This window comes from Mycobacterium sp. E2238 (assembly GCF_001672665.1).
Classification (GTDB): Bacteria; Actinomycetota; Actinomycetes; order Mycobacteriales; family Mycobacteriaceae; genus Mycobacterium.
Genome location: NZ_LZKF01000224.1, coordinates 1 through 25,191, shown reverse-complemented (window position 1 = coordinate 25,191; position 25,191 = coordinate 1). Strand labels below are relative to the sequence as shown.

The following is a 25,191-nucleotide window of genomic DNA, read 5'->3' as shown; positions in this document are numbered from 1 at the left end:
GTCCCGCCCGGTAGCCGATGACGCGGATCACCGGGATCGTGCGAGCCGGGAAGCCGGTGAAGCTGGCCGTCTCGAGTACCACCACCTCGTGGTCCGTGGCCGCGTAGATCCTGGTGTCGTCGGTGCCCAGTTCGCGGATCGGGGACGGCAGCCGGGAGCTGGCCAGCACCGTCAAGCCCTCGCCGCCGCGGCGCGAATCGACGGCGTACAGCGTGCTGTCGTCGCGGCCGGCCACAAAGCTGCGCGTCACCGCGGCGCCGTCGCCCGCCGAGACCGCGACGTTGATGCGCAGCGCGCCGCGCTCCTCGGCGGGGGACGAAGACCCTTGGTAATGCCGGATTCCAGACGGCGCATACACGTGGTAGTCGAGTTCGCGGCCGCGGTTGGCGCCGTCGATGGTGTCCGCCGGATCGCCGGCGATCGGGGCGGTGGGCAGCTTCCGGAAGCCGTACTGGTCCACCGGTGTCACCGACCTGCCATCCGAGGACAGCGCCAACAGCGTCCGCAACCCGGCATCTTCGGACAGATACGCCGGGGCGGGTCCGGCATCGAAATCGCCTACCTGGCGCAGGCTTTCGAGGTCGACCTCGGCAACCCTGCCGCGCTCGGGCTGCGGCACGAACACGATCCGGTCGTCCTTCTGGCTGATCTGCAGGTTGCGGCCGACCGGCATGGGTTCGGACACCCGCGTCCTGGCGTCGCCCGGGCGGTCACCGGCGGTGACCTCGGCCAGCCGGTGATCGTCGGTGAGCCCGACGAGGGCGTGCGCACGATACGACCACACCGGATCGCGCAGCGGCGAGGCTACCGACCAGAGCGCGACGTCGGGCTCGCTTTCCAACGATGTTCCCGGCGCGGCGCAGCCGGCCGTCACGATGACGGCGCCCAGGATTGCCGCCCGACTGCGGACACCGGTGACCACAAGCGTTCTCCCTTTTCCGCGACTTGGTGAGGAACTACCCACTGGTGGGCCGCCGTACCCGTTTGGTACCGAATTTCGTCGGGTAGCCGATCAGAAGCGCGCAACAGCCCGCGCGCCAAGCCGAAATGGGAAGGACACCATGGCTCAGAACGCCATCAAGTCGCCCACCGATGTGGTCGACTTTCTCGTTAGTCAACACCAGCAGATCAAGTCTTTGTTCGCCGAAACACTGGCGGCGTCCGGGAAAGAACGCGAGAAGGCGTTCGTCGAACTCCGGCGATTGCTGGCCGTCCACGAAACGGCCGAGGAGGAGATCGTGCACCCCCGCGCCAAGCGGAAGCTCTCCGACGGCGCCGCGGTGGTCGACGAGCGACTGCACGAGGAGCACGAGGCCAAGACCGTCCTGCAGAAGCTGGAGAAGCTCGACGTCGACAGCGCGGAGTTCACCCAACTGCTCACGCAACTGCGCGACGCGGTCGTCGAGCATGCCGAGCACGAGGAGCATGACGAGTTCTCCAAGCTGGGCCAGGAATTGAGCGGCGAGGAGCTCGAACGGATGGGTCGCGCGGCCAAGCTCGCAGAGGCGATCGCGCCGACCCGGCCGCACGCCGGCGTCGAGTCGCAGACGGCCAACCTGGCCGCCGGACCGTTCGCCGCGATGCTGGACCGGGCCCGCGACGCGATCGTCGGCAAGGGCTAGTTACGGGCTAACGGGGTGCCCCACTCGAGGGGGAGTGGGGCACCCGTTTGAAGGGGACACCATGGCCGCGACCAAGGCGCCGGGCGCCGACCGCTACCTACCCGAGGATCGGGGGCTGGATTCGCTGCGTGCGGCGGCCGAATGTTGCCGCGGCTGCCCGCTTTTCGCCGATGCCACCCAAACGGTGTTCGGCAGCGGGAACGCGGGCGCGCCCATCATGCTGGTGGGTGAGCAACCGGGCGACCAGGAGGACCTTGCGGGCGAGCCCTTCGTCGGGCCGGCCGGGCGGCTGCTCGACCGGGCCCTCGAAGACGCCGGGATCGACCCGGGGGTGGCGTACGTGACCAACGCGGTCAAACACTTCAAGTTCACCCGCAAGGCCGGCAAACGGCGGATCCACCAGAAGCCCGGCCGCACCGAGGTGGTCGCCTGCCGCCCCTGGCTCATCGCCGAGATCGAGGCCGTGCGGCCGCAGGTCATCGTGTGCCTCGGCGCCACCGCCGCGCAATCGCTGCTGGGGCTCGACTTTCGGGTGTCCGTCCAGCGGGGCCGGCACGTGCGGCTGCCCGCATCCGTCGTCGATCTGGAGCCGGAGCCGACCGTGGTGGCGACGGTGCATCCGTCGGCGGTGCTGCGCGACCGCAGCGATCGACACGAGGAGGCGTACGGACTTTTCGTCGACGACCTGCGCAGCGCGCGTTCGGGAGTCGCGGCTAGCCCTTGACCGCGAGCCCGCCGGCGAGCACCTGGGCAAAGTGCACCGGGCTGCGCTCGCCGGCCAGCTCACGGATCTGCGTGCGACAACTGAATCCGTCGGCAAGGACCAGAGTGTCGGGGCCGGCCTCGCGCAACGCGGGCAGCAGCTTGTCTTCAGCGCAGGCGACCGACACGTCGTAATGGCCCTTCTCGAAGCCGAAATTGCCTGCCAGGCCGCAACATCCGGCATCAAGTAGGTCGGTTTCCACCCCGGCGGCACCGAGCAACTTCCGTTCATGGGTGTAGCCCAGCACCGCATGCTGATGGCAGTGCTGCTGTACGACGCCGCGGGCGTTGACCGGCGACGGCTGCCAGTCGGGAGCCTTCTCGGCCAGGAGATCGCCCAGCGTGAAGGTCTGATCGGCCAGTCGGTGGGCATCCTCGTCACCGGCGAGCAGCTCCGGCATGTCGGCCCGGAACACCGCGGCGCAGCTGGGCTCCAGCACCACCACCGGTGTCCCGCTGCGCAGCGCAGGGCCCAGTGCCGTAAGTGTGCGGCGCAGAACGCGTTTGGCGACGCGAAGCTGGCCGGTGGAGATCCAGGTGAGTCCGCAGCACACGGTCCGGTTCGGGACCTCCACCTCGAAGCCGGCCGCCTCGAGGACCGCGACGGCGGCCTTGCCGACCTCGGGCTCGAAGTTGTTGACGAAGGTGTCGGGCCAGAGCATGACCGGTCCGCGCGGCTTCGCGGACCCATCGGTAGGCCGGCGGGCGAACCACGTGGTGAACCTCTGGTCGGCGAAGTTCGGCATCCGCCGCTGGGGGTCGATACCGCCGACCTTCTTGAACGCCGTCGACAACCCGGGCGTGTGCGTGACGGTGTTGAGCAGGTGCGGTGCCACCGCTGCCAGGCGGGCCCACAACGGTATCCACCCCATCGAGTAGTGCGCCATGGGCCGCACCCGGCCGCGATAGTGGTGAAACAGGAATTCGGCCTTGTACGTGGCCATGTCGACGTTGACGGGGCAGTCGCTGCGACAACCCTTACAGGCCAGGCAGAGATCGAGCGCGTCGTGCACCTCGGTCGAGCGCCAACCGTCGGTGATGACGTCGCCCTCGAGCATTTCGAACAACAGCCGCGCCCGCCCCCGGGTGGAGTGCTCCTCCTCCTGCGTGGCCCGGTAACTGGGACACATCACGCCCGACTCATCCCCGCGGCATTTGCCGACGCCCACGCAGCGATCCGCCGCACGCGAGAAGCGGTGGTCGTCGTGCGGGTAGGCGAACATGGTGGCGGGTTCGGTGGGCCGGTAATGCACGCCCTGTCGCAGGTTTTCGTCGAGTTTGTAGGGGTGTACGACCTTGCCGGGGTTCATCCGGTTGCGGGGGTCCAGCAGCGCCTTGGTCCGCTCGAATGCCGTGACCACCCGCTGCCCGAACATGATCGGCAGCAATTCGCCGCGGGTCTGGCCGTCGCCGTGCTCGCCGGACAGCGAGCCGCCGTAGTCCACCACCAGCCGCGCCGAATCTTCCAGGAAGGCACGGAAATTAGCCACTCCCTCCGCCGTCCACAGCACGAACGGGATCCGGGTGTGCACGCAGCCCTGCCCGAAATGCCCGTACAGCGAAGCCGACCCGTAGTCGTACTGGTCGAGCAGCTTGCGGAAGTCGCGCAGGTAATCGCCCAGCCGGTCCGGCGGCACCGCGGCGTCCTCCCAGCCCTCATGGGTGGGGGGCCCGTCGGGCGGGTATGCGGTCGCGCCCAGCCCCGCCTCACGGGCCGCCCAGACTTCCTTCTTCCGCTTGGGGTCGTCGAGCACGGAGGCGTCGACGGCGCCCTGCTTGCACAGGTCGTCGATTATCGACTTGGCCTTCCGGTCGGCCTCCTCCTGGTCGTCGCCATCGATCTGGACCATCAGCCACGCCTTGCCGTCGGGCAACTGGCGCAGCGCCTTCTCGGCCAGCCGGCGCGAATGCTCGAGATCGACCAGGCGGTGATCGAGACCCTCGAGCGCCGCCGGCTGGTGTTCGAGCACCGCCGGCACCGCGTCGGCGGCGGCGAACACGTCCTCGAATCCCAGGACCGCCAGCGCGCTCGCCGCGGGAATCCGCACCAGCGCCAGCTCGGCGCGCAGCACCGTGGCCAGCGTGCTCTCCGACCCAACCAGCGCCTTCGCCAGGTGAAATCCATTGTCCGGCAACAGCGAATCGAGGTTATAGCCGGAGACGCGTCTCGGGATGTGCGGGTAGTTCGCCCGGATGTCGTCCGCATAGGTTTCGGCGATGTCCTTCAGGCCGCGATAGATCTCGGCCCGCCGACCTCCTTCGGCCACGATCCGGGCGAACTCGTCGTCGTCGGTCGGCCCCACCCACATCCGGACGCCGTCGTAGGTCAACACCTCCAGTCGGCGCACGGAGTCCACCATCTTGCCGTACGCCTGCGCGGTCGAACCGCACGAGTTGTTGCCGATCATCCCGCCGATCGCGCAGCTGACATGCGTCGACGGCTTCGGTCCTACCATCCAACCCGAATCCGCGAGGTGGTTGTTCAGCGCGTCGAGCTTGATGCCCGGCTGCACGACCGCCACCCCGGCCTCGGTGTCGACCGACTCGACGCGGGTGCAGTACTTGCTCCAGTCGATTACCACCGCGGCGTTGCAACACTGGCCCGCCAGGCTGGTGCCGCCCCCGCGGGACAGCACCGGCAGGTCGTGCTCCCGGCAGACCGCGACCGCTTCGGCCGCGGCCTCCGGGGTGCGCGGCACGACCACCCCGATGGGCACCTGCCGGTAGTTCGACGCGTCGGTGGAGTAGGTCGCGCGTGAAGCGGGATCGAATCGGATCTCGCCGTCGACCCGGTCGCGCATGTCGGCTGCCGCCGCTTCGAAAAGCGTCGACGGTTTCGTCCCCATGGCGTCAACTCTTCTTGTGCGGCAGGAACTCCTGTGCCTTGGTCTTCAGCCCGACCTTGACGAAGCCCACCCGGTCCTCGTCACCCGACAGCACCGCGGCGGTGGCCGACTTGAACTGATCCCAGTTGGCGTGCGGCGGGATCGGCGGCATGTCGGGGTCGGTGTAGATGTCCAGCACGGTGGGGCGGTCCGCCGAGAGCGCGCTGCGCCAGGCGTCCCCCAGTTCGTCCGGGTCCTTGATCGCCATCGCGTTGAGGCCGAGGCTGGCCGCGAACGCGGCGAAGTCCACGTCGGGCAGGTTCTGCGACTCCGCGAACTTCGGCGAGCCGGCCATCGCGCGCATCTCCCAGGTGACCTGGTTGAGGTCGTTGTTGTGCAGGATCGCCACGATCAGCCGGGGGTCACCCCACTGCTGCCAGTAGTGCTTGATCGTGATCAGCTCCGCCATGCCGTTCATCTGCATGGCGCCGTCGCCGACGAACGCGATGACCGGGCGGCGCGGGTGGGCGAACTTCGCCCCGATCGCGTACGGCACGCCGGGCCCCATCGTGGCCAGGTTGCCCGAGAGCGACCCCCGCATATTGCCCCGGAACTTCAGTTGGCGCGCATACCAGTTGGCCGCCGACCCGGAATCGGCGGTGACGATGGCATCATCGGGCAGCATCGGTGACAGTTCGAAGAACGGCCGCATCGGGTTGATCGGATCGGCGCTGACCTTCGCCTCCATGTCCATGGTCGTCCACCAACGCGCCACGTTGGCCTCGACGGTGTCGCGCCACTTGCGGTCCTCTTTGCGGCGCAGGTGCGGTATCAGGGCCCGCAGCGCGGACTTGGCATCGGCAACGACGTTGACCTCGTACGGGTAGCGCATGCCGATGAAGCGGCCGTCGATGTCGATCTGCACGGCGCGGCACTGGTCGAAGCCGGGCAGAAACTGCGTGTAGGGGAAGCTGGACCCCACCGTCAGCAGGGTGTCGCAGTCCCGCATCAGCTCGTAGCTGGGACGGGTACCCAGCAGCCCGATGGAGCCTGTCACCCAAGGCAATTCGTCGCTCAGCACGTCCTTGCCCAGCAGCGCCTTGGCCGCCCCGGCACCGAGCAGGTCGGCGACCTCGCTCAGCTCGTCGGCAGCTCCGGTCGCGCCATTGCCGACCAGCATCGCGACCTTGCTGCCGGCGTTGAGCACGTCGGCCGCGCGCCTGACCGCCGCGTCGTCGGGGGTGACCGCGGGCCACTCGATGCCCAGGCTCGAGGGCACCATCTTGAAGGCGTGGGTCGGCGGTGAGTACTCCAGCTCCTGGACGTCGGACGGGATGATGATCGCCGTCGGCGCGCGCTGGGCCAGGGCAACCCGGATGGCGCGGTCCAGCACGTTCGGCAATTGCTCTGGGACGGTGACCATTTGGACGTAGTCGCTGGCGACGTCTTTGAACAGCGTCAGCAGGTCGACCTCCTGCTGGTAGGAGCCGCCCATGGCGCTGCGGTTGGTCTGCCCGACGATGGCCACCACCGGGACGTGGTCGAGCTTGGCGTCGTAGAGGCCGTTGAGCAGGTGAATGGCGCCGGGGCCGGAGGTGGCCATGCAGACCCCGACGCGGTTGGTGAATTTGGCGTAGCCCACCGCCTCGAAGGCGCTCATCTCCTCGTGCCGCGATTGGATGAACATGGGCTTGTTGTCGGCGCGCCCGAAGGCGGCGAGGATCCCGTTGATGCCGTCGCCGGGGAAGGCGAAGACGTGCTCAACGCCCCACGCTCGCAATCGCTCCAACAGGTAGTCCGAGACCTCTTGCTTTGCCATTGATGTCCCTCCTAGACAGACGGTTCGAATGAGTTCGCTAGCTACGCCGGGCAGCCGCGGCAGTCACTGTGGCCCGTGTTTGCTGCGATGGCCCGCGGCCGTCTGTTTCGACCGCAACCTGGCGTGAATGAGCCGCCAGGGCACTTCCCACAGGACGGGCATACCCATGTTCGCCGCGGTTATTCCTCCGTTTTTCAGCGGCGTCCACGGGCGGCCCGTCCCGTGATCAAAAGCCCTGCGGCACACCATTTCCGAGATAGATCAGGCCCGCCGTTTCCACCAGGGCCGGGTCGAGAGTGTTCCTGGCGTCCAGCACCACGGCCAGCGGCGCGTCCCGGGCGATCACGCGCCAGTCGAGGTCGCGGAACTGCGGCCACTCAGTCAGCACCACGATCGCCTCGGCGGCCTTGGCGGCGCGGTACGGGTCGTCGACGGCGGTCACCCGGCTTTCCTGCAGAACTGCCGGGTCAATGCGGGGCAATTGCGGGTCGAAACCCATGACCAGCGCGCCGGCCTCCGACAGTTCCCGGCACGCCGCCAGCGCCGGCGAATCGCGGGTGTCGCTCGTGGCGGCCTTGAATGTCAGGCCGAAAGCGGTGACCCGGCAGCCGGAGAGGGGTCGACCCACCATTTGCCGCACGGCGGTGACGATTCGCTGCGCCTGAGCGGTATTGGTTTGCCGAGCCGCCTCGACCTCGGCGAACGCGACCCCGTGCCTGCGCGCGGTGTGCACCAGCGCCGCGGTGTCCTTGGGCAGGCACGAGCCGCCCCAGCCCGGGCCGGGCCGCAGGAATTCCGGGCCGATCCGCCGGTCGGCCCCCATGCATCCGGTGACGTCGTCGATGTCCGCGCCGACCCGCGCGCACAGCGCGGCCAACGAATTGGTGTAGGACAGCTTGACCGCGAGGAAGGCGTTGCTGGCGTACTTGGCCAGCTCGGCGCTCTCCGGGCTCATCCGCAGCACTTGTTCGGGGCCCAGCCCGTAGGACCGCTGCACCAGCCGGGCCGCGGTGTCATCGTGCGTGCCGATGACCAGCCGGTCCGGATGGCGGAAGTCGTGGACGGCGCGCCCCTCCCGCAGGAACTCCGGGGCGGACACGACGCGAATGTCGCTGTCGCGCAGGCGGCCCGCCATCGCGGAGGTGGTGCCCACCGGCACCGTCGACTTCAACGCCACGACGGCGCCGCGGCGCAGCACCCCGCCGAGCCGGTCGATCACCGATTCCACCGCGCCCAAATCCGCACGCCCGCCGTCGGTGCTGGGAGTGGGGACGCAGACGAAGACGACGTCGCGGTCGGCCAGCGCACCGAAGTCCTCGCTGAAGGTCAGCAGGCCGCGGGCCAGCCCGTCGCGCAGAAGCTTTGGCAGCTGGGGCTCGTCGATGACCGCGATGCCGGTGCTCAGCTTGCGCACCCGGCCCGGGTCGATGTCCACGGCGACCGTGTGCAGCCCGTGGTCGGCCACGCAGACGGCGGTGGTCAGCCCGACGTAGCCGACACCCACCACGCCGACGAGCGGCCCGCTCATGCCGACTCCCGCAAGATTTGGCGGCTCGCGGCCAGCACCCGCGCAACGGTGATCAACAGCAGTCCTTCGTGCGGCACGGCGGCGTGCGGATCGCCGACGCCGCCGGCCCACAGTGCTACGTGTGGTGCCGGACCGCGCGGACCCCAGCGGGCGGGAGCGGTGGGGCCGAACAGCACCACCGATGCGGTTCCGGTCGCGGCGGCCAGATGCGCCAGGCCGGTGTCCCCGCAGATGACCAACCGGCTGTCTGCTATCAGCGCGGTCAGTGCGGGCAGGTCCAGCAGCCCGGACACCACCGCGGTGCGGGGCAGGCCCGCGGCATGGGCGACCCTGTGCGCCAGGTCGAACTCGCGGGCAGACCCGGTGATGATGACGTCGTAGCCGTCGTCGCTGATCGCCGCGGCGACCGCGGCGAAGCGGTCCACCGGCCACTGCCGTGCCGGTGCGGACGCGCCGGGATGGATCACGACGGCGCCCGTCTGGTCGAACGGAATCCCCGCGGGCCGCGGTATCAGTACATCCGTTGCATCGCAACGGATTCCGGCCCACTCGAGCAGCGTGCACCAGCGGTTCACCTCGTGCACGTCCGCCCGCCACGGCGGACCCTTGAGGGCGGGGTGCCGATGGTGGCGGTGGGTGAGCACCGCCGCTGGCGCCCACGCCAACAGGTGATCGATGCTTTCGGGTCCGCAGCCATGCAGGTTGATCCCGAGGGCCGGCGGTCCCGGCAACGGCCGCACATCACCCAGGCAAGTGGTGGGCAGCAGTTCATCGATCGCGCCGGTGAGCATGGCCAGCTCGCGGTAGCGGTCGGGGGCGGCGAGCATCACCCGGGCCGCCGGGTATCGCCGGCGCAGCCCGCGCAGCGCGGGCACCGCCGTGAGCAGGTCACCGAGCCCCAGGGCGCGCAGCACCACGATGCTGTCGGCCCCGTCAAGGTCGGGGCCGGGATCGAGGCTCAAGGCCACGACGACTCCGTGGAGGCACACACCACCAACTCGCGCACCTCACACCCGGCCGGCTGAGACAAGGCGAAAAGCACCGTCTCGGCGACGTCTTCGGGCTGGTTGAGCTTGGCGTCCGCCGGCGGCTTGTACTGCTCGGTGCGCCCGTCGAAGAACGGGGTGTGCATGCCGCCGGGGATGAGCAGCGTCACGCCCACCTCGCCCGCGAGCTCGGCCGCCAGCGCACGGGTGAAACCGACGACCCCGAATTTGGATGCGCAGTAGGCGGTGGCGTCACCGACCGCCTTGATGCCCAGGGTCGACGCGCAGGTGACGATGCGGCCGTGGGTCGGCTTCAGGTAGGGCAGGGCGGCGCGGATGACGGCCGCGGTGCCGACCAGGTTCACGGCGATCACCTGCTCCCACTCCTTGGCGGGAACCTGTTCGAGCGTGCCGCACGAGTCGATGCCGGCCGCGGTGAAGACGCCGGTGATTCGGCCGTCCACCCGCTCGGCCAGCGACTCGACGGCGGCCGCGACCGCGCTGGTGTCGGCCAGATCGCAAGCGGCAAAAGGCACGTCGGAGGCCGGCGGTTTCTTGTCGATCACCAGCGGCACGCCGCCCCTTCGCACCACGGCGGCCACCGTTGCCGCCCCCAGGCCCGAGGAGCCGCCGGAGATGAGTACGCCTTGCAGTGAATGTTCAGTCATGTCAGGGCCTTTCGATAATGGTGCGGCCGGAGGTGGCCGCGGCGATCAAGCGGGACGACGAGTAGCCGGCCACCGTTGGCAGGATGACCACCTCGCCACCGTGGCGGTAGACCACGTCGGCCTCGGGCAGTTCGGCGGCCACGTAATCGCCGCCCTTGACCCAGATGTCGGGACGCAGCGCTTCCAGCATCCGTTCGGGGGTCAGGCCGTCGAAGATCGTCACGCCGTCGACGCAGGCGAGTGCGGCGAGGACGCGCGCCCGGTCGACGTCGCGCATCACCGGGCGCGCCGCCCCCTTGAGCGCGCGCACCGACGCGTCCGAATTGACCAGCACGATCAAGGCGTCCCCGAGTTCGCGGGCCCGCCGGAGCAGCCGGATGTGCCCGGTGTGCAGCAGGTCGAAGCAACCCCCGGTGGCCACCACGACGCGTCCGTCGCGGCGCAGCCGCGCGGCTAGGGCGATCGCGTCGACCGCGGCCGGGTCCTCGAGCGCGGTGCCCTCGGCAAGGACGTCGGAACCCTTGACGGGCACCGGTGTCGAGACCGCGGCGGCGCCGCCTGCGGCGACGAACCTGGCCGCGTCGGCGACCGCCGCCTCGACGGCGGCGACGGGGTCGGCACCGGCGCCCAGGGCCACCGCCGCGGCGACGGCGAATCGGTCCCCGGCGCCGCACACGTCGGCCGCGCCGGTGGCCGACCCCTCCGGTATCCCGACGTGCCGGGCGCCCGTCCCAGGCCCGTAGACACGTGCGCCGTGGGCGCCGCGGGTGATGCACACCGCGCCCGCGCCCCACTTCCGCAGCAGCGCCTCGCCCCCGTCGCCGTGTGTGCCGGGTTCGCAGAAGTGCCGTGCCTCTTCATGGTTGGGTGTGACCAGCGCGCAACCGGACACCGGGGCCGCGCCCCGAGGGTGCGGGTCCCACACCACCGGAATGCGGGACGCCGATTCGGTCAGCGCCGCCCGCATGGCCGGCAGCGCGGTGACACCGGCGCCGTAGTCGGCCACACAGATCGCCCGGGCGCGGGCCAGGGTCTGGGCGGCCTCGACCGGAAGCGGGCCGTCGACCGGAGCGGCGTCACCCCGATCGACGCGCAGCATCGACTGACCGCGGGCCCGGATCCTGGTCTTGGTCACGGTGTTCCCGGTCATCGGCAGCGGTAGGACGGCGACCCCCGCGGCGACCAGCAGGTCGTGCAGCCGTCGTCCCGCGTCGTCGGCGGCGATGCCGGTGATGAGCACGACCCCGGCCTCGGTCCTGGCCGCCAGCAGGGCCGCGAGGCCGGCCCCGCCGGGCCGCTGCACCTGGCGTTCGGCGTCGACCACCGGCACCGGCGCCTCAGGGCTCAGCCGGGACGCGGAACCCAGGATGTCGACGTCGAGTATCGAATCACCAACGATGACAAGGGGTTTGGTGGTCATGATGCTTCCCGCCGTAGTAACACGTCGTCGAGCGCCATGCACAGCCCGTGCACGAGCAGCAGATGGATCTCCTGAACGGTGGCGGTGCTGGCGGCGTCCACGCAGATCGCCTCGTCGCACATGGCGGCCACTTCATTTGGCCCGCGCCCTGTCAGCGCCCACGTCACCATGCCCACGTCGTGCGCCGCCTTGACCGCCGCGATCACGTTGCGGCTGGCGCCGCTGGTCGACAGGGCGACCAGGACGTCGCCGGACCGTCCGTGCGCCCGCACCCCGCGCGCGAATACCTCGTCGTTGCCGTAGTCGTTGGCGATGGCCGTCACCGCCGATGTGTCGGCGTGCAATGCGATCGCGGACAACGGGATTCGGTCCTCCCGGAACCGGCCGACCAGTTCGCCGGTGAGGTGTTGCGCCTCGGCGGCGCTGCCGCCGTTCCCGCATGCCAACAGGCGCCCGCCCCCGGGCAGCAGTGTGGCCAGCTGCCGGCCCCAATTGCGCAGCCGGCCCGCCTCGCCGCCGTTGCGGCGCACGGCCTCTCGCAGCGCGTCGAAGTGCGCCTCGATCATGGCTGTCCTCCTTTCACCGCGTCGAGCAGTTCGGCATCGGTGATCCGGTCCAGGCAGTGGTGGTTGGGTACCGGGCAGACGCGGGCGCGGGTGGCGCGGCACGGCGCGGACTGATCGCCGAGCACGCGCACCCGCCGGGCGTAGGGGCGCCACTGGGCGGCGGGCACCACGGGGGCGAAAAGCGACACCACCGGTGTGCCCACGGCCGCGGCCAGGTGCGCCGGCCCGGTGTTGGGAACGACGACGACGCGGGCGGCCGAAAAGACCGCCGCCAGTTCGGCGAAGCTCGTCCGGCCGCCGAGGTCGACGGCCTTGCCGCTCGCGACCGCGGCGGTCAGGTCGGCCTCGTCGGGTCCGCCGGTGACCACGACCCGGTATCCCGCGCCGGTCAGGGCCGCCACCATCGCCGCACTGCGCTCCTGGCTGGGGCGCCGCGCCGGTACCGCGGCGCCGGGATGGAAGACGACGAACGGTGAGTGCCCGGCGATTTCGGCGAGCGGAGCCGGGAGGGGTTCGACAGCTCGGATCCGCAGTGCGCCGTCGTCGCCGGGGGGCAGGCGGCAACCGGCCGCCTCGGCCAGCGAGAGCGCCCGCTCCGGTTCGGGAATTCCGTCGGGCACCTGATGGCGCAGGTCCAGCAGGGTGCCGGGGTAGTCGACGCTGATCGCGCCGACCCAGGGCACACCCGCCATCCGGGCGAGCAGGGCCAGCGGGAGCGGGGACTGATGGAACGACGTGAAGATGTACATCTGGTCGGGCGCGATGTCACGCAGGTGCTTGATCAGCGCGTCGGCGTGGGCGGCGGTCAACTCCGGCGCCTCGAAATCCACCCACGGGGCTTGCCATTCGACGATCTCGTCCACCCCGACCAGCAGTTCGGCGGCGTCCCGGCCGCGCGGGCCCACCAGCATGGCGACGTGGTCGTGCCTTGCCGCGACCGCGCGCACCGCGGGCCCGGTGATCAGCACGTCGCCGGCGCTGTCCAGCCGCGCCACCACCGTGGTCATTGGCGCTCCCGGAGCACCAATGACACGGCGGCGTCCAGGGTCGGGGCCACTCGGGCGTGCCTCCGCGCGTGGTCCACCTCGGCGATCAGGGTGCGGCCGGTGGGGACCAGCACCGCCCCGGCGCCGGCGGACAGGGCGGCCTGCACGTCGCGCCCGATGTCGCCGATCATCACGCAGCGCTGTGGCGGTACCCCCAGCGCTTCGGCCGCGGCCAGCACCAGGCCGGGCCGCGGCTTGCGGCAGTCGCAGCCGTCCGCTTCGCCGTGCGTGCACACCTGCCAGGAGCCGAAGGGGCCGAGGAGTTGATCCACCCGGGCGTTGACCGCGGCGAGCTGTTCGGGACTGATCAGCCCTCGCGCCACGCCGGACTGGTTGCTCACCACGGCCAGCAACAGGCCGCGTCGGCGCAGCCGCTCCAGTGCGCGGGCGGCCCCCTCGGTGGGCCGCACGCCCTCGGGATCGTTGAGGTAGGGCCGGTCGACGATCAGGGTGTCGTCACGGTCGAGGAGCACGGCGAGCGGGGGATCGCGCCGGGCCCAGCGAAACGTCCACTCGCCGGCCAGCCGGTGCCCGACCGCGACCGGCGGGATGAGCGCGCTGGTTACCGAAAGGCGCGCCGCCTCAACGACATTCCGTGGGCCACCGAGCCAGCGCCGTGCCGTGAATTCCGCCGTCAGCAGCAGCCACGCCGCCGTGGCCGGGCGGGCGACGCGGCCGCGGCGCAGCAGACCGGCGAGAACGGCGGCGCCGCCGGCCAGCGTGGTGGCCGCGTGCGCCGGCAATCGGCCGGGTCCCTCGCCGGTCATGTCGCGCCAGGCGCGGCCGTGCTTGCGGCGCATCAGGGCGTTGTCGCGGTTGCCGATCTGCGCCCGCACGCTGGACCACCAGGTCGCCGCCGCGACGGGATGCGTCGAGCGACGCTCACCCCGCACGATCGCTCCGCCGGCGGCGACGATCCGCACCGCCAGGTCGGAGTCCTCGCGGTAGGCGCGCGGGAACCGCTCGTCGAAGCCGCCGACCGCCACCAGCATGTCGCGGCGATAGGCCATGTCGGCGGTGATCCATTGCGCCGCCGACAGCCGCTGGGTGCGGCGCTCGTCGTCGGTCGGCCGCCGCGATGGCGGCGCCGGCACCTCGATCACCGCCTGGGAGCCCGCCGCGTCCGCGGCCCCGGCGGCTTTGAGGTCGATGGCCAGCGCCGACTTCCAGTCCGGGGCCGGCACCACGTCGTCGTCGAGGAAGCACACCCACGGCGCGCCGGTGGCGCGCCAGCCCACGTTGCGTGCGGCGGCCGGCCCGCGCCCGCCGCTGCGCAGCACCCGCACCGCCATGTCGCCACCGACGGACGGGACGGTGGTGGGCCACGACCGGTCATCGACCACCACCACCTCCGTGGGCGCGGGCCCGGATCCCCGATGCAGCGCAACAAGCAAGCGCCGCAACGAGTCTCGTCCGACCGTCGGTATCACGATTGCGTAGTCGGTCGTCATGGGCGCCGCCTGACCAGGTATGAGCCCAGGGTCAGCACGTCGATCGGGGAGCTGCCGAACACCTCGAGCGCGTCGCGCGGGCTGTCCACCATCGGCCGCCCGGCCGTGTTGAAGCTGGTGTTGACCACCACCGGGACGCCGGTGCGCTCGGCGAATCGGCTGATCGTCGCGTGCAGGCGCGGATCGGCGGCCGCGTCGACGGTCTGAATCCGGGCGGTGCCGTCGACGTGGGTGACCGCCGGAATGCGGTCTCGCCAGGCCGCCGCGACTTCGTGGACGAACAGCATGTACGGGCTGGGAAGCGGCCCGCGGGAAAAGATTTCGGCGGCGCGCTCGGCCAGTACCATGGGCGCGACCGGCCGGAACTGCTCGCGCCCCTTCACGGCGTTGAGGCGCTCCAGGTTGGCGGCGTGGCGCGGATCGGCCAGCAGCGACCGCCCGCCCAGGGCCCGTGGTCCGAACTCGGCGCGGCCCTGGAACCAGCCCACCAGCTGGTTGTCGGCCAGCGCGTCACCGACCGCGGCGGCCACGTCGGCCGGGCGTTCGTAGCTCACGGCCGCCTCGTCGAGCGTGGCCTCGATCCGTTCGTCCGACCAGCCGCGGCCCAGCCGTGCCGAGGGCATCGGCGCGACCGGTTCACCGAACGACGCGGCCAGGCTCAGCGCCGCGCCCAGCGCGGTGCCGGAGTCGCCGGACGCGGGCTGCACCCACACGCGATCGAAACCGCCCTCGGCGTGGATGCGGGTGTTGGCAACGCAATTGAGCGCGACACCACCGGCCAGGCACAGCGCGTCGCCGTCGGTCCGTTCGCGCAGCCAGCCGACCAGATCGAGCAACACGTCCTCGACGACACGCTGCACGCTGCAGGCGAGGTCGGCGTGCACCGGGTCGAGCGTCTCGTCATGCGGCCGGCGGGGCGGCGCGAGCTCGTCCCAGGCGATCGGCTCCGTGCGAAACCCACCATCGCCGCACGCGTAGACGCGCTCGCGCAGCGCGTCGGCGAAGCGTGGCTCGCCGTAGGAGGCCATCGCCATCACCTTGTACTCGTCGCTGGAGCGCGCGAATCCCAAATGCTCGGTGAGGCTTTCGTAGAGTAATCCCAGCGAGTGCGGCAGCCGCTGGGAAGCCAGCACGTCGAGCTTGTGGTCGCGGTACACCCCGGCCAGCATGGAACTGCGCTCGCCGCGGCCGTCGACCACCAACACCGCCGCGTCGGGATCCGGAGAGGCGAGCGCCGTGGACGCGGCGTGCGCGACGTGATGGCGGACGTGACGCACCACCGCCGGGTTGAGGCCCGGCACCGCGGAGGCCAGAAAACGTGGGGCGCGCTCCGCGTACAGGGTCCGCAGGTATTCCCAGTCCTGGTCGAGCCCCTGCGCGTTGGCCGGCTCTTCGTGCATCAGGGCGGGGTCGTACGAATAACCGATGGCGTCGATCTCCTCGGGGGCCACACCGGCGTCCTCGAGGCACCAGCGGATGGCCGCCGCGGGGACTTCCCACGTCGAGAACGGCACCGCCTGCTTACCGTGCTTGCGCCGGGAGAACCGCTCCTCTTCGGCGGCGGCCACTACCTGGCCGTCGACCACCAACGCCGCGGCGGGATCGTGAAACACCGCATTCACACCGAGAATTCGCACCGCACCCCCTACTGCGCCAATCGGTCAACGGCCGAGACGAGGTCTCGGTCCGGGTCATCGGTCGTCGTGCGGAACCACGCCACGGTGGTGGCCAGCCCGGTGCGGTAGCCGACTTGCGGCTCCCAGCCCAGCCGCTCGCGGGCGACCGTGATGTCGGGGCAGCGGCGCTGTGGGTCGTCCTCGGCCGGCGGGGTGAACTGGATGGTGGATCTGCTGCCGGCCAGCTCGCGGATCAGCTCGGCGGCCGCCAGCACCGTCAGCTCGGTGGGATTTCCGATGTTGACCGGACCGCCGAAATCGCCGCGCGCCAGGGCGATCAACCCCGCGACCGTGTCATCGACGTAGCAGAGGGATCGGGTCTGCAACCCGGTGCCCGAAACGGTCAACGGCTCGCCGCGCAGCGCCTGGCGGCAGAAGGTGGGCACCATGCGGCCGTCATCGAGGCGCATGCCCGGCCCGTAGGTGTTGAAGATGCGCGCGACCGCGGTGTCGGCCCGGTCAAGCCGGCGATGGGCGAATGTCAGGGCCTCCGCATACCGCTTGGCCTCGTCGTACACGCTGCGCGGGCCGACGGGATTCACGTTTCCCCAATAGCTTTCGTGCTGCGGGTGCACCTCGGGATCGCCGTAGACCTCGCTGGTCGACGCCAGGACGAACCGCGCACCGCCGCGCTCGGCGATCTCCAGTGCCATCGCGGTGCCCGCCGATCCGGCGCGCAGCGTCTCGATCGGCCGCCGCAGATAGTCCACCGGAGAGGCGGGCGAGGCCAGGTGGAACACGGTGTCGAATGAGATGCCGACCTTGTCGACCACCGAGGGGTCGCAGACGTCGTGCGGGACGAACCGGTATCCGGGATGCGGCGCCAAGCGGTCCGTGGCGTTAGGGGGACTGGTGGACAGGTCGTCGACGCTGACCACCTCGACACCGGCGCGGAGCAACCGGTCACACAAATGGGCACCCAAGAACCCGGCACCGCCGGTGATGAGGACCCGCGAAAGATCACGCACCGAGCCGTCATACCCGCCGGCCCGGTGGCGAAACCGCGTTTCGCCGACCAGTTTTGGGGTAGCTGCAGCAATCATGGCGACCAAGCCCCTCACTACTTTCGTCATCGCGACCCGGGACCGTGCGCGCGAACTCGGCACCGTCCTGGAGCGCTGCGCGAACTCGGCACCGTCCTGGAGCGCTTGCTGGATACCAGTGCGTGCCCGATCATCGTGGTGGACAACGCGTCCCGCGACGATTCGGTGCGGGCGGTCGTTCGCGTCGCGAACCGGGCGGCCGGCCGCGTCACCGTCATACCGCTGGACCGCAACGAGGGCGCGGTGGCACGCAACATCGGTGTGGCGCGGTGTGACACGCCGTATGCCGCGTTCTGCGACGATGACTCCTGGTGGGCGGCCGGGGCGACCGCGCTCGCCGAGGAGGTCTTCGAAAAGTCGCCTACCGTAGCGGTATTGGCTGGGCGGACGGTGATCTGGCCGCAGCAGCGCGACGACCCCTTCGCCGCCGCACTGGCCGACAGTCCGCTCGGCAGGGATCCGGCCCTGCCCGGCCCGTCGATCCTGGGCTTCCAGTCCTGCTCGGCGGTGGTGCGCAAGTCCGCCTTCGGGGCGGTCGGCGGGTTCAGCCCGATCCTGCATTTCCGGGGTGAGGAAAGCCTGCTGGCTTGGGATCTGGCGGCGGCCGGCTGGGATCTGTGCTTCTGCCCCGCGCTGTTGGCATACCACCAACCGTCGCAAGCGCGATCCTCGAGCAGCGCCCAGCACGCTCGCGTGGTGCGCAACGAGATGCTGGCCGCGTGTCTGCGCCGGCCCGTGGGTCGGTGCGCCAGCGCGACCGGCGCATTGGCCCTGGCCGCCGCCCGCGACACCGCACACGCCAAGGCGATGCTGGAGGCGCTTGCCGCGTTGCCGGCCGCGTTGCGGGAGCGCCGGCGACTGCCGGAAGCGGTGGAGCGATCACTGCGAATCCTGGAAAGCGCCTGAACCACAACATCACCCGAAGCGTTGGGTTGGGGTGCGGACCCCGCGCCGCACCGGCGCCAGCTTTTCGTAGATGCGCTCGGTGTCGGCCGCCACCCGGTCCCAGGTGTAGCGCGTGCGGGCGCGCTCACACCCGGACTCGCCCATCGCCCGGCGCCTCGGGCCATCGTCGAGCAGCGTGGCGATGGCGTCGGCGAGCCTGCCCGGCTCTTTGGGCGGCACCAGCCGGCCGGTGACGTCGTCGACGACCGTGTCGCGGATGCCGCCCACCGCGGTGGCCACCACCGGGACCCCGCACGCCATGGCTTCCAGCGGCACGATCCCGAACGGTTCGTACCAGGGCGTGCAGGCCACCACGTCCGCCGACCGGAGCAGCGCGGGCATTTCATCGCGGGCGACCCCGCCCTGCAACCGCACCCGGTCGTCAACGCCGAGCCGCGCGGCCAGTTGCTGCAGCTGTTGCGCCTGAACGTCATCGGCCAGGTCCGCCCGGGCCGGGCCGCCCACGATCACCAGTTCCGCGCCGGGGACGCGCGGCAAGGCCCGGATCAACGTCTCAAAGCCCTTGCGCGGCACCAGGCGTCCGACGGACACGATGCGCGGCTGGCCCCCGCGCGGCGCGACTGGGCCGGTCGGGGTGAACGCCTGGACGTCCACACCGCACGGCACCACGGTGGTGCGCGAGCGGGCGCGTCCCATGCGGACCAGCTCGAAGACCTCATCGGTACTGGTGGCGGCGACCCAGTCGGCGTCGCGGGCGATCCTGGCTTCCACACCGACGCGGCAGTCCGGGCTGGTGTCGTCGAGCCCTTGGTGCAATCGCTTGATGAGGCCCAACGCGTGGAACGTCTGGACGGTGGGAACGCGGTGCGCCCGGGCGGCGCGCTGGGTGGCCACCCCGGACATCCAGAAGTGCCCGTGGGCGACGTCGGGTGAGTCGGCGATCCACCGCGCATCCAGAAACTTGGCGAAGGCGTACATGTATTGCAGCAGTTCGTCTTTGGGCAGTACGCGCGCCGGCCCCGCCGGAACGTGCACGACGGAGTAGCCGTCCTCGGTCTCGACGCACTCCGGCAGTTGCGCGTCGTCGCGGCGGGTATACACCACCACGTCGTGGCCGCGCCGGGCCAGCGCGGACGACAGCTCGGCGACGTGGACGTTCTGGCCACCCGCATCCACCCCGCCCAGGTGCGCTAGCGGGCTGGCGTGTTCGGAGATCATCGCGATCCTCATGCGGGCTCCTTTCCTCCGGTCATCGGCACTGCTCCTCGATCAGTTGGTCCCAGTCGGCGAGAAAGCGCCCCAGCCCGAAGCGGGCGGAGGCGAATTCGCGTGCGGCCTTGCCGGCGGCCGCCGCGGTGGCCTGGTCGTTCATGAAGGTCCGCAGGCCCGCCCCCAAGGCGGCGACATCTGCGCTGACAACGCCCGCTTCGCAAGGGATTACGAATGGCGCCATGGTGGCGCCGACGGCCACCACCGGCATCCCGAGAAACATGGCCTCGATCAGCGAGAGGCCGAGCGAGGTCCAGCGGGCGGTGTGCAGGTATACCCGTCTGCGGGCGATCTGGTCCCAGAGTTCCGGTGCCGCCAGGTCACCGCGGCCGGTTACAGCGCCGCGGCCGGCGTGCAGCGCCTCGGTGCCGATGCCCCACACGTCGATCTGCGCGTACGCCGACAACGGTTCCAACAGGTCCGCGCCGACGATGCGGTTCCGGCGCAGCGGCTCATTGATCATGGTGGCCGTTCTGGGGATGTCGCCGGTGTAGCGGTGGCCGGGGTCGGCAATGCCATGGTCGATCACGCGGGTCGGTGCCCGACCGTTGTCCCACATCAGCCGGTTGAAATCGGTGACGTGGACCAGCGGGATGTCGGGACGGTCGGCGACCGGGTGCCGGCTCTGTGCGGGGCTCGGGCGCGGCGCGTTGTGTTCGACGTAAGCCGTCGGCAGCTCCGCGCCGGGGCGGCGGCCCGTCCAGCGTGCGACCAGACCCGCTTCGTGCGGGCGTTGCAGCACAACCAGATCGACGTCTTCGCGCTCCAATTCCTCGAGCGCGACCTCACGCGCGTTGGGCCAAGTACGCCCGGCCAGCCCGATGCCGCCCTCGCCGCGATCGCTGGCCACCGGAATCAGATACCGGTGCCGACCCGCGACGAATGCCTGCGTCCAGGAGCCGTGGACGTGCCACACCAGCACCGTCTTTGCTCGTCCCGGGTCAACCATGGCGAGCGAAATACCCTATAGGTACTTCGTTAAACGGCGTCTTTCGCGCCGATGCGGTTTGCGGGATGGCGCGGCGACATTGGTCTGCGCTTCGCGGGCTGCAGCGCAGTCGGTTTGACGTCGCAGCCAGTGGAGCTGTGCGTTTCGCCGAGCGCGCGGGTGGTGTCCGTCCGGCGAAGTGTCAAGGACGTGTGACGAATGGCCGCGGGGGAGAAGCGGTTTGCGGGAACATCTGGGTCAAGCGCTCTTGGCCAGCGTGGACGATCCAGACACGCTGTGGCCCTTGGCCACTCGTCGGATCAGCATTCGGGTGGCCTTGTCGAGGATCTCCTGGGCGGCATCGGGGTCGGTGGCGCGCTCGGCGCGTCGCGTCGCGGCGGCGATCGTCAGCCCCTGCTCGTAGCCGGTCACGACGCGCGGATCGACGTACGAACCGCGGGCCACCGCCGGGGTGTTGCCCAGCTCCTCGGCGACCTCCTTCATGACGGCGGATTCCACGCGTTTGGCGACCCGCCGGGAAACGGCCGGGTCCGCGTCGGCGAACGCCGTGGCGGCCAGCACCGTCCCGTGCCACGTCCGCAGGTCCTTGACGGTGTACTCGTCACCGACGAGCTCCTTGAACCAGGCATTGAGGTCGTCGGATCGCACCTCTACCCAGCCGGATGCGGTGCGGCACACCAACAGCCGCTCGGTGCGGTTGGGCCGGCGCATCAGCGCGCGCACCGCCCGGACCACTTCCGGGTCCTCGATTTCCACGGTGCGGCGCACGCCGCTCTTGGCGGGAAAGTCGAACGCGACCGCGTCGCGCCGGACCACCACGTGATCGCACAGCAGGGTCGCCAGCCCGTACGATTCGTGCTCCTCGGCGTACTGCTCTCCGCCGGCGCGGAAATACCCGCGATCCAATAGGCGCAACGCCAGGGCCAGCACCCGCTTGCGGGTCAAACCGCTGCGCGTCAGGTCTTTCGCGATGACGGCGCGCCACTGCGGCAACCGGGTGGACAGTTCCAGTACGCGGTCGAACTTCTCCTCGGCGCGCTCCTGCTGCCACGCGGTGTGGTAGAGGTACTGGCGGCGGCCTGCGGCGTCGACGCCGACGGCCTGAATGTGCCCGTTGGGGTGCGGTGAGATCCACACGTTCTTCCAGGCCGGCGGAATCACCAAATCCTTGATTCGCTGCAGGGTTTCGGGGTCGGACACGAGTTCGCCGTCGGGCCCGTAGTACGCGAAGCCTTTGCCCCGGCGCTTGCGCGCGATGCCGGGCTTGCTCAGAACGCTGCGACGCAGCCGCATCATGTCCCTCCAGTTACGTTCGCTGCCTGGACAATTACCCGCCGCGGCCGCCGTTCACACGTTGCAAAGAACCGGCCCGCCACAGCGTCGTGGCGGGCCGGTCCTGGATGGCAGCGGAATCAGCCGGCCATGAACTCCTGGTAGGCCGACTCCAGGGTCGGCGGCAGCGCCTTGACGTTGCACTGCCGCTCGGTGTCGCCGATCGGTGCCAGGATGCCGCGCAGGTCGTAGTACTCCTGCGGATGGGCCGTGAAGTAGCCCCGCAGGTTCGACTCGGCCTCCGGACGCGGCTGGCCGTAGGCGGCGGTGACCACCTGGTTGGCGCCCGGGTGCGCGGCCAGGTACTGCTCGGCCGAGCCCTGCACGGACGAAACCGTCGCGTTGACACCACCGGGGCTGCAGTCGGGCGCTGCGACCGCCGACGGAGCGCCGACGAGACCCATGGTGATTCCCCCGAGCAGGCAGCCGGCACTGATGCCGGCCAGACGCCGGCGCGCGACAATACTGCTGATTTTCATGATCACTGTGTCCTTCAGAATTGCGAATTGACTTCTTGCGACCGAGGCTCCCGATCCTCGAAATCCAAAGTAGCGGAGATGGAAAGTGGTCGCGTTCGCCCATGTCGAACGGTAGGACCGCCAACCCGAAAATATCGCCACGGAACGCGCTCGTTCACTAAGCGAACGATCAAATCCGCTCGTGGACGCTGAGGATTCTTACGGAAAGAATGGTGGTTCTTAAGTAACCGTAAGAAAGATCGTGACGGAATCGTGATCTGAGGTCGGCCCTCAAGCCACGCCTTCACCCGGTTTTGGGCGCACCTTGAATCAGCTGTAGGGCGTCGGCGACCGAGTCGACCAACGGCAACCCGAGGCCGGTGACCAGGCGGGTGAGCCGACGCAATGCCACACCGCCGACCACGCTGCAGTGCAGACGGGCGAGCTCGCACTCGTCCTGGACGAGCAGCAGAACTCGAAGGCCGGCGCTGCCCAGGTAGTCCACCCGGCTCAGATCCAGGATCAGCGGGGCCCGCAGCCGCACGAAGCGGCGGATCGCCCGGGCGAGGAGGTCCGCGTTGGACGCATCGACTTCGCCCCTGACGCGGAGGACGGTGGCCAAACCACGCAACTGCACGTGCAGTTGCACTCCGGCGCAATCGATTTCATAGCAGTGGAGTCGTTCTTCGACTCGGTAGGGTTGAGCTTTCATATCGTCGCCCGTCGAATCGCGCTGAGTGGTGAGCGACCAGTGCCCACGGCCGCTCCGAAGACGGCGGCTGTGGATTCAACCTAAGGCGACCATAACCCCAATAAGTCACCGGTAGGCCGAAATGGCGATAGGCGGACGGAACAATTCGTTTCGTGGCTTCGTCGACGATCAGGCCCGGGAGAAATCCGGCCTGTGCACCGACGCGTGCGCATCTTCGCCGCCGTCCTTCGCGTGGCCGTCGGTGCTCGCCGGCGGCAGCGAGCTCAGCCAGGACTCGACGCCGGGACCGATGACAACGGCGCGTTCGGAGGCCAGCAGCGCCCCCGTGGCGAGCGCGGGAACGCGAGGCTGCACCGCCCGAACGGCGCGGTTGTCACCTTGCCGGGCAAGCACTTTCGAGGTGAGCTCGGGCAGCCGGATGGCCTCCGGACCGGTGATGGTGCGTGGCGTGTGTGTCTGGCCCAGGGCCGCCTCGACGAGTACGTCGGCGACTGTGTCGGCGGCGATGGGCTGAATCAACCAGTCTTCGACGATCACCTCGTCCCCGTCACAATTCACCGGCCCGGCGGGGCCGGCGGCGGATTCGTACCACGGGGTGGACTTCACGACCGTGGTCGGGACCGGACCGTCGAGCAGAATTTCTTTCGCCGCCCGTTTGGCCTCGAAGTATCCGAGCCCGTCGAACACCGGATCGTCGATGCCGGCCATCGTCGACACCACCAGGCGCTGGACGCCCCGCGCGGCGCACACCCCCATGACGTTGCGGGAGGCGGTGGCCAGCGTCTTGGCGATGTCGGGCTGCCCGTCGTCCGCCACCGGGTTGGATACGTCGATTGCGACGTCGACTCCGTGGAGCGCCCGGTACAGGCTCTCCCCGTCGAGCAGGTCGACGCCATGTGCGCGGGAAACCTCTATGACGGCGACGTCGCGGGCCTTGAGCCTGGCGACGACGCGGGATCCGGCTGTGCCGGTCGCTCCTATCACGGCGATCGTGGTCAGACGCCTCACCTCTTTCGTCGGTCGCTCATTCGTACCCAGTCGATCGCGGTTGAAACGACCCAATCCGGCGGCGATGCGTCTCCCGTGATCGCGCGCACACGGGCGTTGGCGTTTGACTGGTCGGCCGACGGGAACGCCGTAGAGGCGAGTCGAACAGCAACCAAAGGGAGGTCGACCCATGGGGGATGACAAGAGCGGGCCGCAGGAGGCCGTTACCGGCGCCGTCGAGGGCGTGAAGGGCAAGGTCAAGGAAGTCGGCGGGGCCGTCCTCGGTCGCGACGACGTCGTCAAGGAGGGTCAGGCCCAGCAGGATAAGGCCGACGCTCAGCGCGACGCGGGCAAGAAGGAGGCCGAGGCCGAATCCGCCCGGGCCGGCGCGGAGGCGGCCGAGGAGCGCCAGAAGGAAAACCAGTAAGTCGGTTGCGAAGGGGTCCGGTCCATCGGGGGCCGGGCCCCTTTTTCGCTTCCGCGCGGCGGCGGGTTTCAAACCTTTGCGCCGGGTTATTCCTGGCTACGACCGGATGAGCGAGGTGGACGATGGGCCTGAGTGATCGCGTCTTGAGCATTGTCGCGTTCCTGCGCGCGGGTTACCCGGGCTGCGCCCCTGCCCTTGGTTACGCCCCGGTGTTGGCGCTGCTGCCGCGCCGGGTGTCCGACGCCGAGGCCGCCACCATCGCGAGCAAGCTGCTTGTCGCCGAGCGTCGTTCGATCACCAACGTGGACGTCGGGGTGGAAATCACCCGGGTCACCGACGCGCTGCCTTCGGTGGACGAGATCGAGCGCGTCCAGCGCCGGCTGAGCGCGCGGGGATAGCCCCACACGCAGTCACGGGTGTTCCAGGTCGACGACCAGCGGGCGATGGTCGGAGATTCCCATGGGCTCGGCCTCGACGGCGCTGCCGCGCAAGCGGTGATCGTCGGTCAGGATGTGATCCAGCTGGCGGTCGGGGGCATCCGCGGGAAACGTTGCCGCCGCGGCCAGCGCCCGCATGCCCGACCAGCGGCGCGCGGTTTTGGGTGTCATGTTGAGGTCGCCGGTCAGCAGCCGCGGGCCCGGGAAGCCGCGCAGGTCGTGTACCAGCCGGCGCAGCTGGCGGCGATTCCACCCGGGCACGAAGGACAGATGGGTGTTGGCCACCGTCAGCCCGCCCATCG

Annotated in this window: 24 protein-coding genes; 5 read left to right on the top strand and 19 right to left on the bottom strand. The window is 70.1% G+C overall.

The genetic code is table 11. The annotated features are described in order from the left end of the window. Window positions 1-922, bottom strand: a 922-nt coding sequence (locus A5711_RS20800) for a hypothetical protein (RefSeq protein ID WP_067949846.1), incomplete at its 3' end; no start/stop codon positions are given. Between the two features lie 139 nt (window positions 923-1,061). On the opposite strand from A5711_RS20800, the gene A5711_RS20795 reads away from it, so the two are divergent. Further along, a complete protein-coding gene (locus A5711_RS20795) occupies window positions 1,062-1,622 on the top strand; it encodes a hemerythrin domain-containing protein (RefSeq protein WP_067949844.1) in 561 nt (186 codons plus the stop codon). 61 nt (window positions 1,623-1,683) lie between these two features. Beyond that, a complete protein-coding gene (locus A5711_RS20790) occupies window positions 1,684-2,346 on the top strand; it encodes a UdgX family uracil-DNA binding protein (protein WP_067949842.1) in 663 nt (220 codons plus the stop codon). Here A5711_RS20790 and A5711_RS20785 read toward each other — a convergent pair. The 11 genes from A5711_RS20785 to A5711_RS20735 form a co-directional block, all read right to left on the bottom strand. Beyond that, window positions 2,336-5,230, bottom strand: a complete 2,895-nt coding sequence (locus A5711_RS20785; protein ID WP_067949840.1) for an FAD-binding and (Fe-S)-binding domain-containing protein — start codon at window positions 5,228-5,230, stop codon at window positions 2,336-2,338. The genes A5711_RS20790 and A5711_RS20785 overlap by 11 nt on opposite strands. A gap of 4 nt (window positions 5,231-5,234) precedes the next feature. Then, window positions 5,235-7,028 carry a thiamine pyrophosphate-requiring protein gene (locus tag A5711_RS20780; RefSeq protein WP_067949838.1) on the bottom strand — a complete coding sequence of 598 codons (1,794 nt, stop codon included), beginning with the start codon at window positions 7,026-7,028 and terminating at the stop codon, window positions 5,235-5,237. Window positions 7,029-7,254: 226 nt separating this feature from the next. After that, window positions 7,255-8,556, bottom strand: a complete 1,302-nt coding sequence (locus tag A5711_RS20775) for a UDP-glucose/GDP-mannose dehydrogenase family protein (protein WP_067949836.1) — start codon at window positions 8,554-8,556, stop codon at window positions 7,255-7,257. Then, window positions 8,553-9,518 carry a glycosyltransferase family 9 protein gene (locus A5711_RS20770; protein WP_304528458.1) on the bottom strand — a complete coding sequence of 322 codons (966 nt, stop codon included), beginning with the start codon at window positions 9,516-9,518 and terminating at the stop codon, window positions 8,553-8,555. Before A5711_RS20770 ends, A5711_RS20775 begins: the two co-directional genes overlap by 4 nt. Continuing rightward, window positions 9,515-10,210, bottom strand: coding sequence for an SDR family oxidoreductase (locus A5711_RS20765; protein WP_067949834.1), 696 nt, complete (start codon window positions 10,208-10,210; stop codon window positions 9,515-9,517). Before A5711_RS20765 ends, A5711_RS20770 begins: the two co-directional genes overlap by 4 nt. Before the next feature lies 1 nt (window position 10,211). Next, window positions 10,212-11,630 carry a PfkB family carbohydrate kinase gene (locus A5711_RS20760; RefSeq protein WP_067949831.1) on the bottom strand — a complete coding sequence of 473 codons (1,419 nt, stop codon included), beginning with the start codon at window positions 11,628-11,630 and terminating at the stop codon, window positions 10,212-10,214. Continuing rightward, window positions 11,627-12,196, bottom strand: a complete 570-nt coding sequence (locus A5711_RS20755) for an SIS domain-containing protein (RefSeq protein WP_067949829.1) — start codon at window positions 12,194-12,196, stop codon at window positions 11,627-11,629. Before A5711_RS20755 ends, A5711_RS20760 begins: the two co-directional genes overlap by 4 nt. Next, window positions 12,193-13,203 (bottom strand): glycosyltransferase family 9 protein, encoded by a 1,011-nt coding sequence (locus A5711_RS20750; protein WP_197520841.1) that lies wholly within the window; start codon window positions 13,201-13,203, stop codon window positions 12,193-12,195. The genes A5711_RS20755 and A5711_RS20750 overlap by 4 nt, the downstream gene beginning before the upstream one ends. Next, on the bottom strand, window positions 13,200-14,693 hold the full coding sequence (locus A5711_RS20745; RefSeq protein WP_067949827.1) for an HAD-IIIA family hydrolase: 1,494 nt from the start codon (window positions 14,691-14,693) through the stop codon (window positions 13,200-13,202). The genes A5711_RS20750 and A5711_RS20745 overlap by 4 nt, the downstream gene beginning before the upstream one ends. After that, window positions 14,690-16,330: a carbamoyltransferase C-terminal domain-containing protein gene (locus tag A5711_RS20740; RefSeq protein WP_067949825.1), complete on the bottom strand. Its 1,641-nt coding sequence runs from the start codon at window positions 16,328-16,330 to the stop codon at window positions 14,690-14,692. The genes A5711_RS20745 and A5711_RS20740 overlap by 4 nt, the downstream gene beginning before the upstream one ends. A gap of 8 nt (window positions 16,331-16,338) precedes the next feature. Further along, window positions 16,339-17,412: an NAD-dependent epimerase/dehydratase family protein gene (locus A5711_RS20735; RefSeq protein ID WP_197520135.1), complete on the bottom strand. Its 1,074-nt coding sequence runs from the start codon at window positions 17,410-17,412 to the stop codon at window positions 16,339-16,341. Between the two features lie 105 nt (window positions 17,413-17,517). On the opposite strand from A5711_RS20735, the gene A5711_RS20730 reads away from it, so the two are divergent. Further along, window positions 17,518-18,318, top strand: a complete 801-nt coding sequence (locus A5711_RS20730; protein ID WP_231987514.1) for a glycosyltransferase family 2 protein — start codon at window positions 17,518-17,520, stop codon at window positions 18,316-18,318. Window positions 18,319-18,327: 9 nt separating this feature from the next. Here A5711_RS20730 and A5711_RS20725 read toward each other — a convergent pair whose 3' ends face one another. From A5711_RS20725 to A5711_RS20700, 6 genes are all read right to left on the bottom strand, one after another. Continuing rightward, complete coding sequence (locus A5711_RS20725; protein ID WP_067949822.1) at window positions 18,328-19,548, bottom strand: glycosyltransferase; 1,221 nt, start codon at window positions 19,546-19,548, stop codon at window positions 18,328-18,330. Window positions 19,549-19,567: 19 nt separating this feature from the next. Continuing rightward, window positions 19,568-20,536: a glycosyltransferase gene (locus A5711_RS20720; protein ID WP_067949820.1), complete on the bottom strand. Its 969-nt coding sequence runs from the start codon at window positions 20,534-20,536 to the stop codon at window positions 19,568-19,570. Window positions 20,537-20,773: 237 nt separating this feature from the next. Next, window positions 20,774-21,829 carry a DNA topoisomerase IB gene (locus A5711_RS20715; RefSeq protein ID WP_067949850.1) on the bottom strand — a complete coding sequence of 352 codons (1,056 nt, stop codon included), beginning with the start codon at window positions 21,827-21,829 and terminating at the stop codon, window positions 20,774-20,776. 119 nt (window positions 21,830-21,948) lie between these two features. Further along, a complete protein-coding gene (locus tag A5711_RS20710; RefSeq protein ID WP_067949848.1) occupies window positions 21,949-22,347 on the bottom strand; it encodes a heme-binding protein in 399 nt (132 codons plus the stop codon). A gap of 283 nt (window positions 22,348-22,630) precedes the next feature. Next, complete coding sequence (locus A5711_RS20705; protein ID WP_197520840.1) at window positions 22,631-22,975, bottom strand: STAS domain-containing protein; 345 nt, start codon at window positions 22,973-22,975, stop codon at window positions 22,631-22,633. A 231-nt stretch (window positions 22,976-23,206) separates the two neighbouring features. Next, entirely contained in the window at window positions 23,207-24,046 is an 840-nt protein-coding gene (locus A5711_RS20700) for an SDR family oxidoreductase (RefSeq protein WP_067949816.1), read from the bottom strand. A 169-nt stretch (window positions 24,047-24,215) separates the two neighbouring features. On the opposite strand from A5711_RS20700, the gene A5711_RS20695 reads away from it, so the two are divergent. After that, entirely contained in the window at window positions 24,216-24,452 is a 237-nt protein-coding gene (locus tag A5711_RS20695; protein WP_067949814.1) for a general stress protein CsbD, read from the top strand. A gap of 122 nt (window positions 24,453-24,574) precedes the next feature. Next, window positions 24,575-24,850 carry a DUF3349 domain-containing protein gene (locus A5711_RS20690; protein ID WP_067949812.1) on the top strand — a complete coding sequence of 92 codons (276 nt, stop codon included), beginning with the start codon at window positions 24,575-24,577 and terminating at the stop codon, window positions 24,848-24,850. 12 nt (window positions 24,851-24,862) lie between these two features. Here the strand turns inward: A5711_RS20690 and A5711_RS20685 are convergent. After that, window positions 24,863-25,191: endonuclease/exonuclease/phosphatase family protein (locus A5711_RS20685; protein ID WP_369829952.1), on the bottom strand; the 329-nt coding region annotated here is incomplete at its 5' end.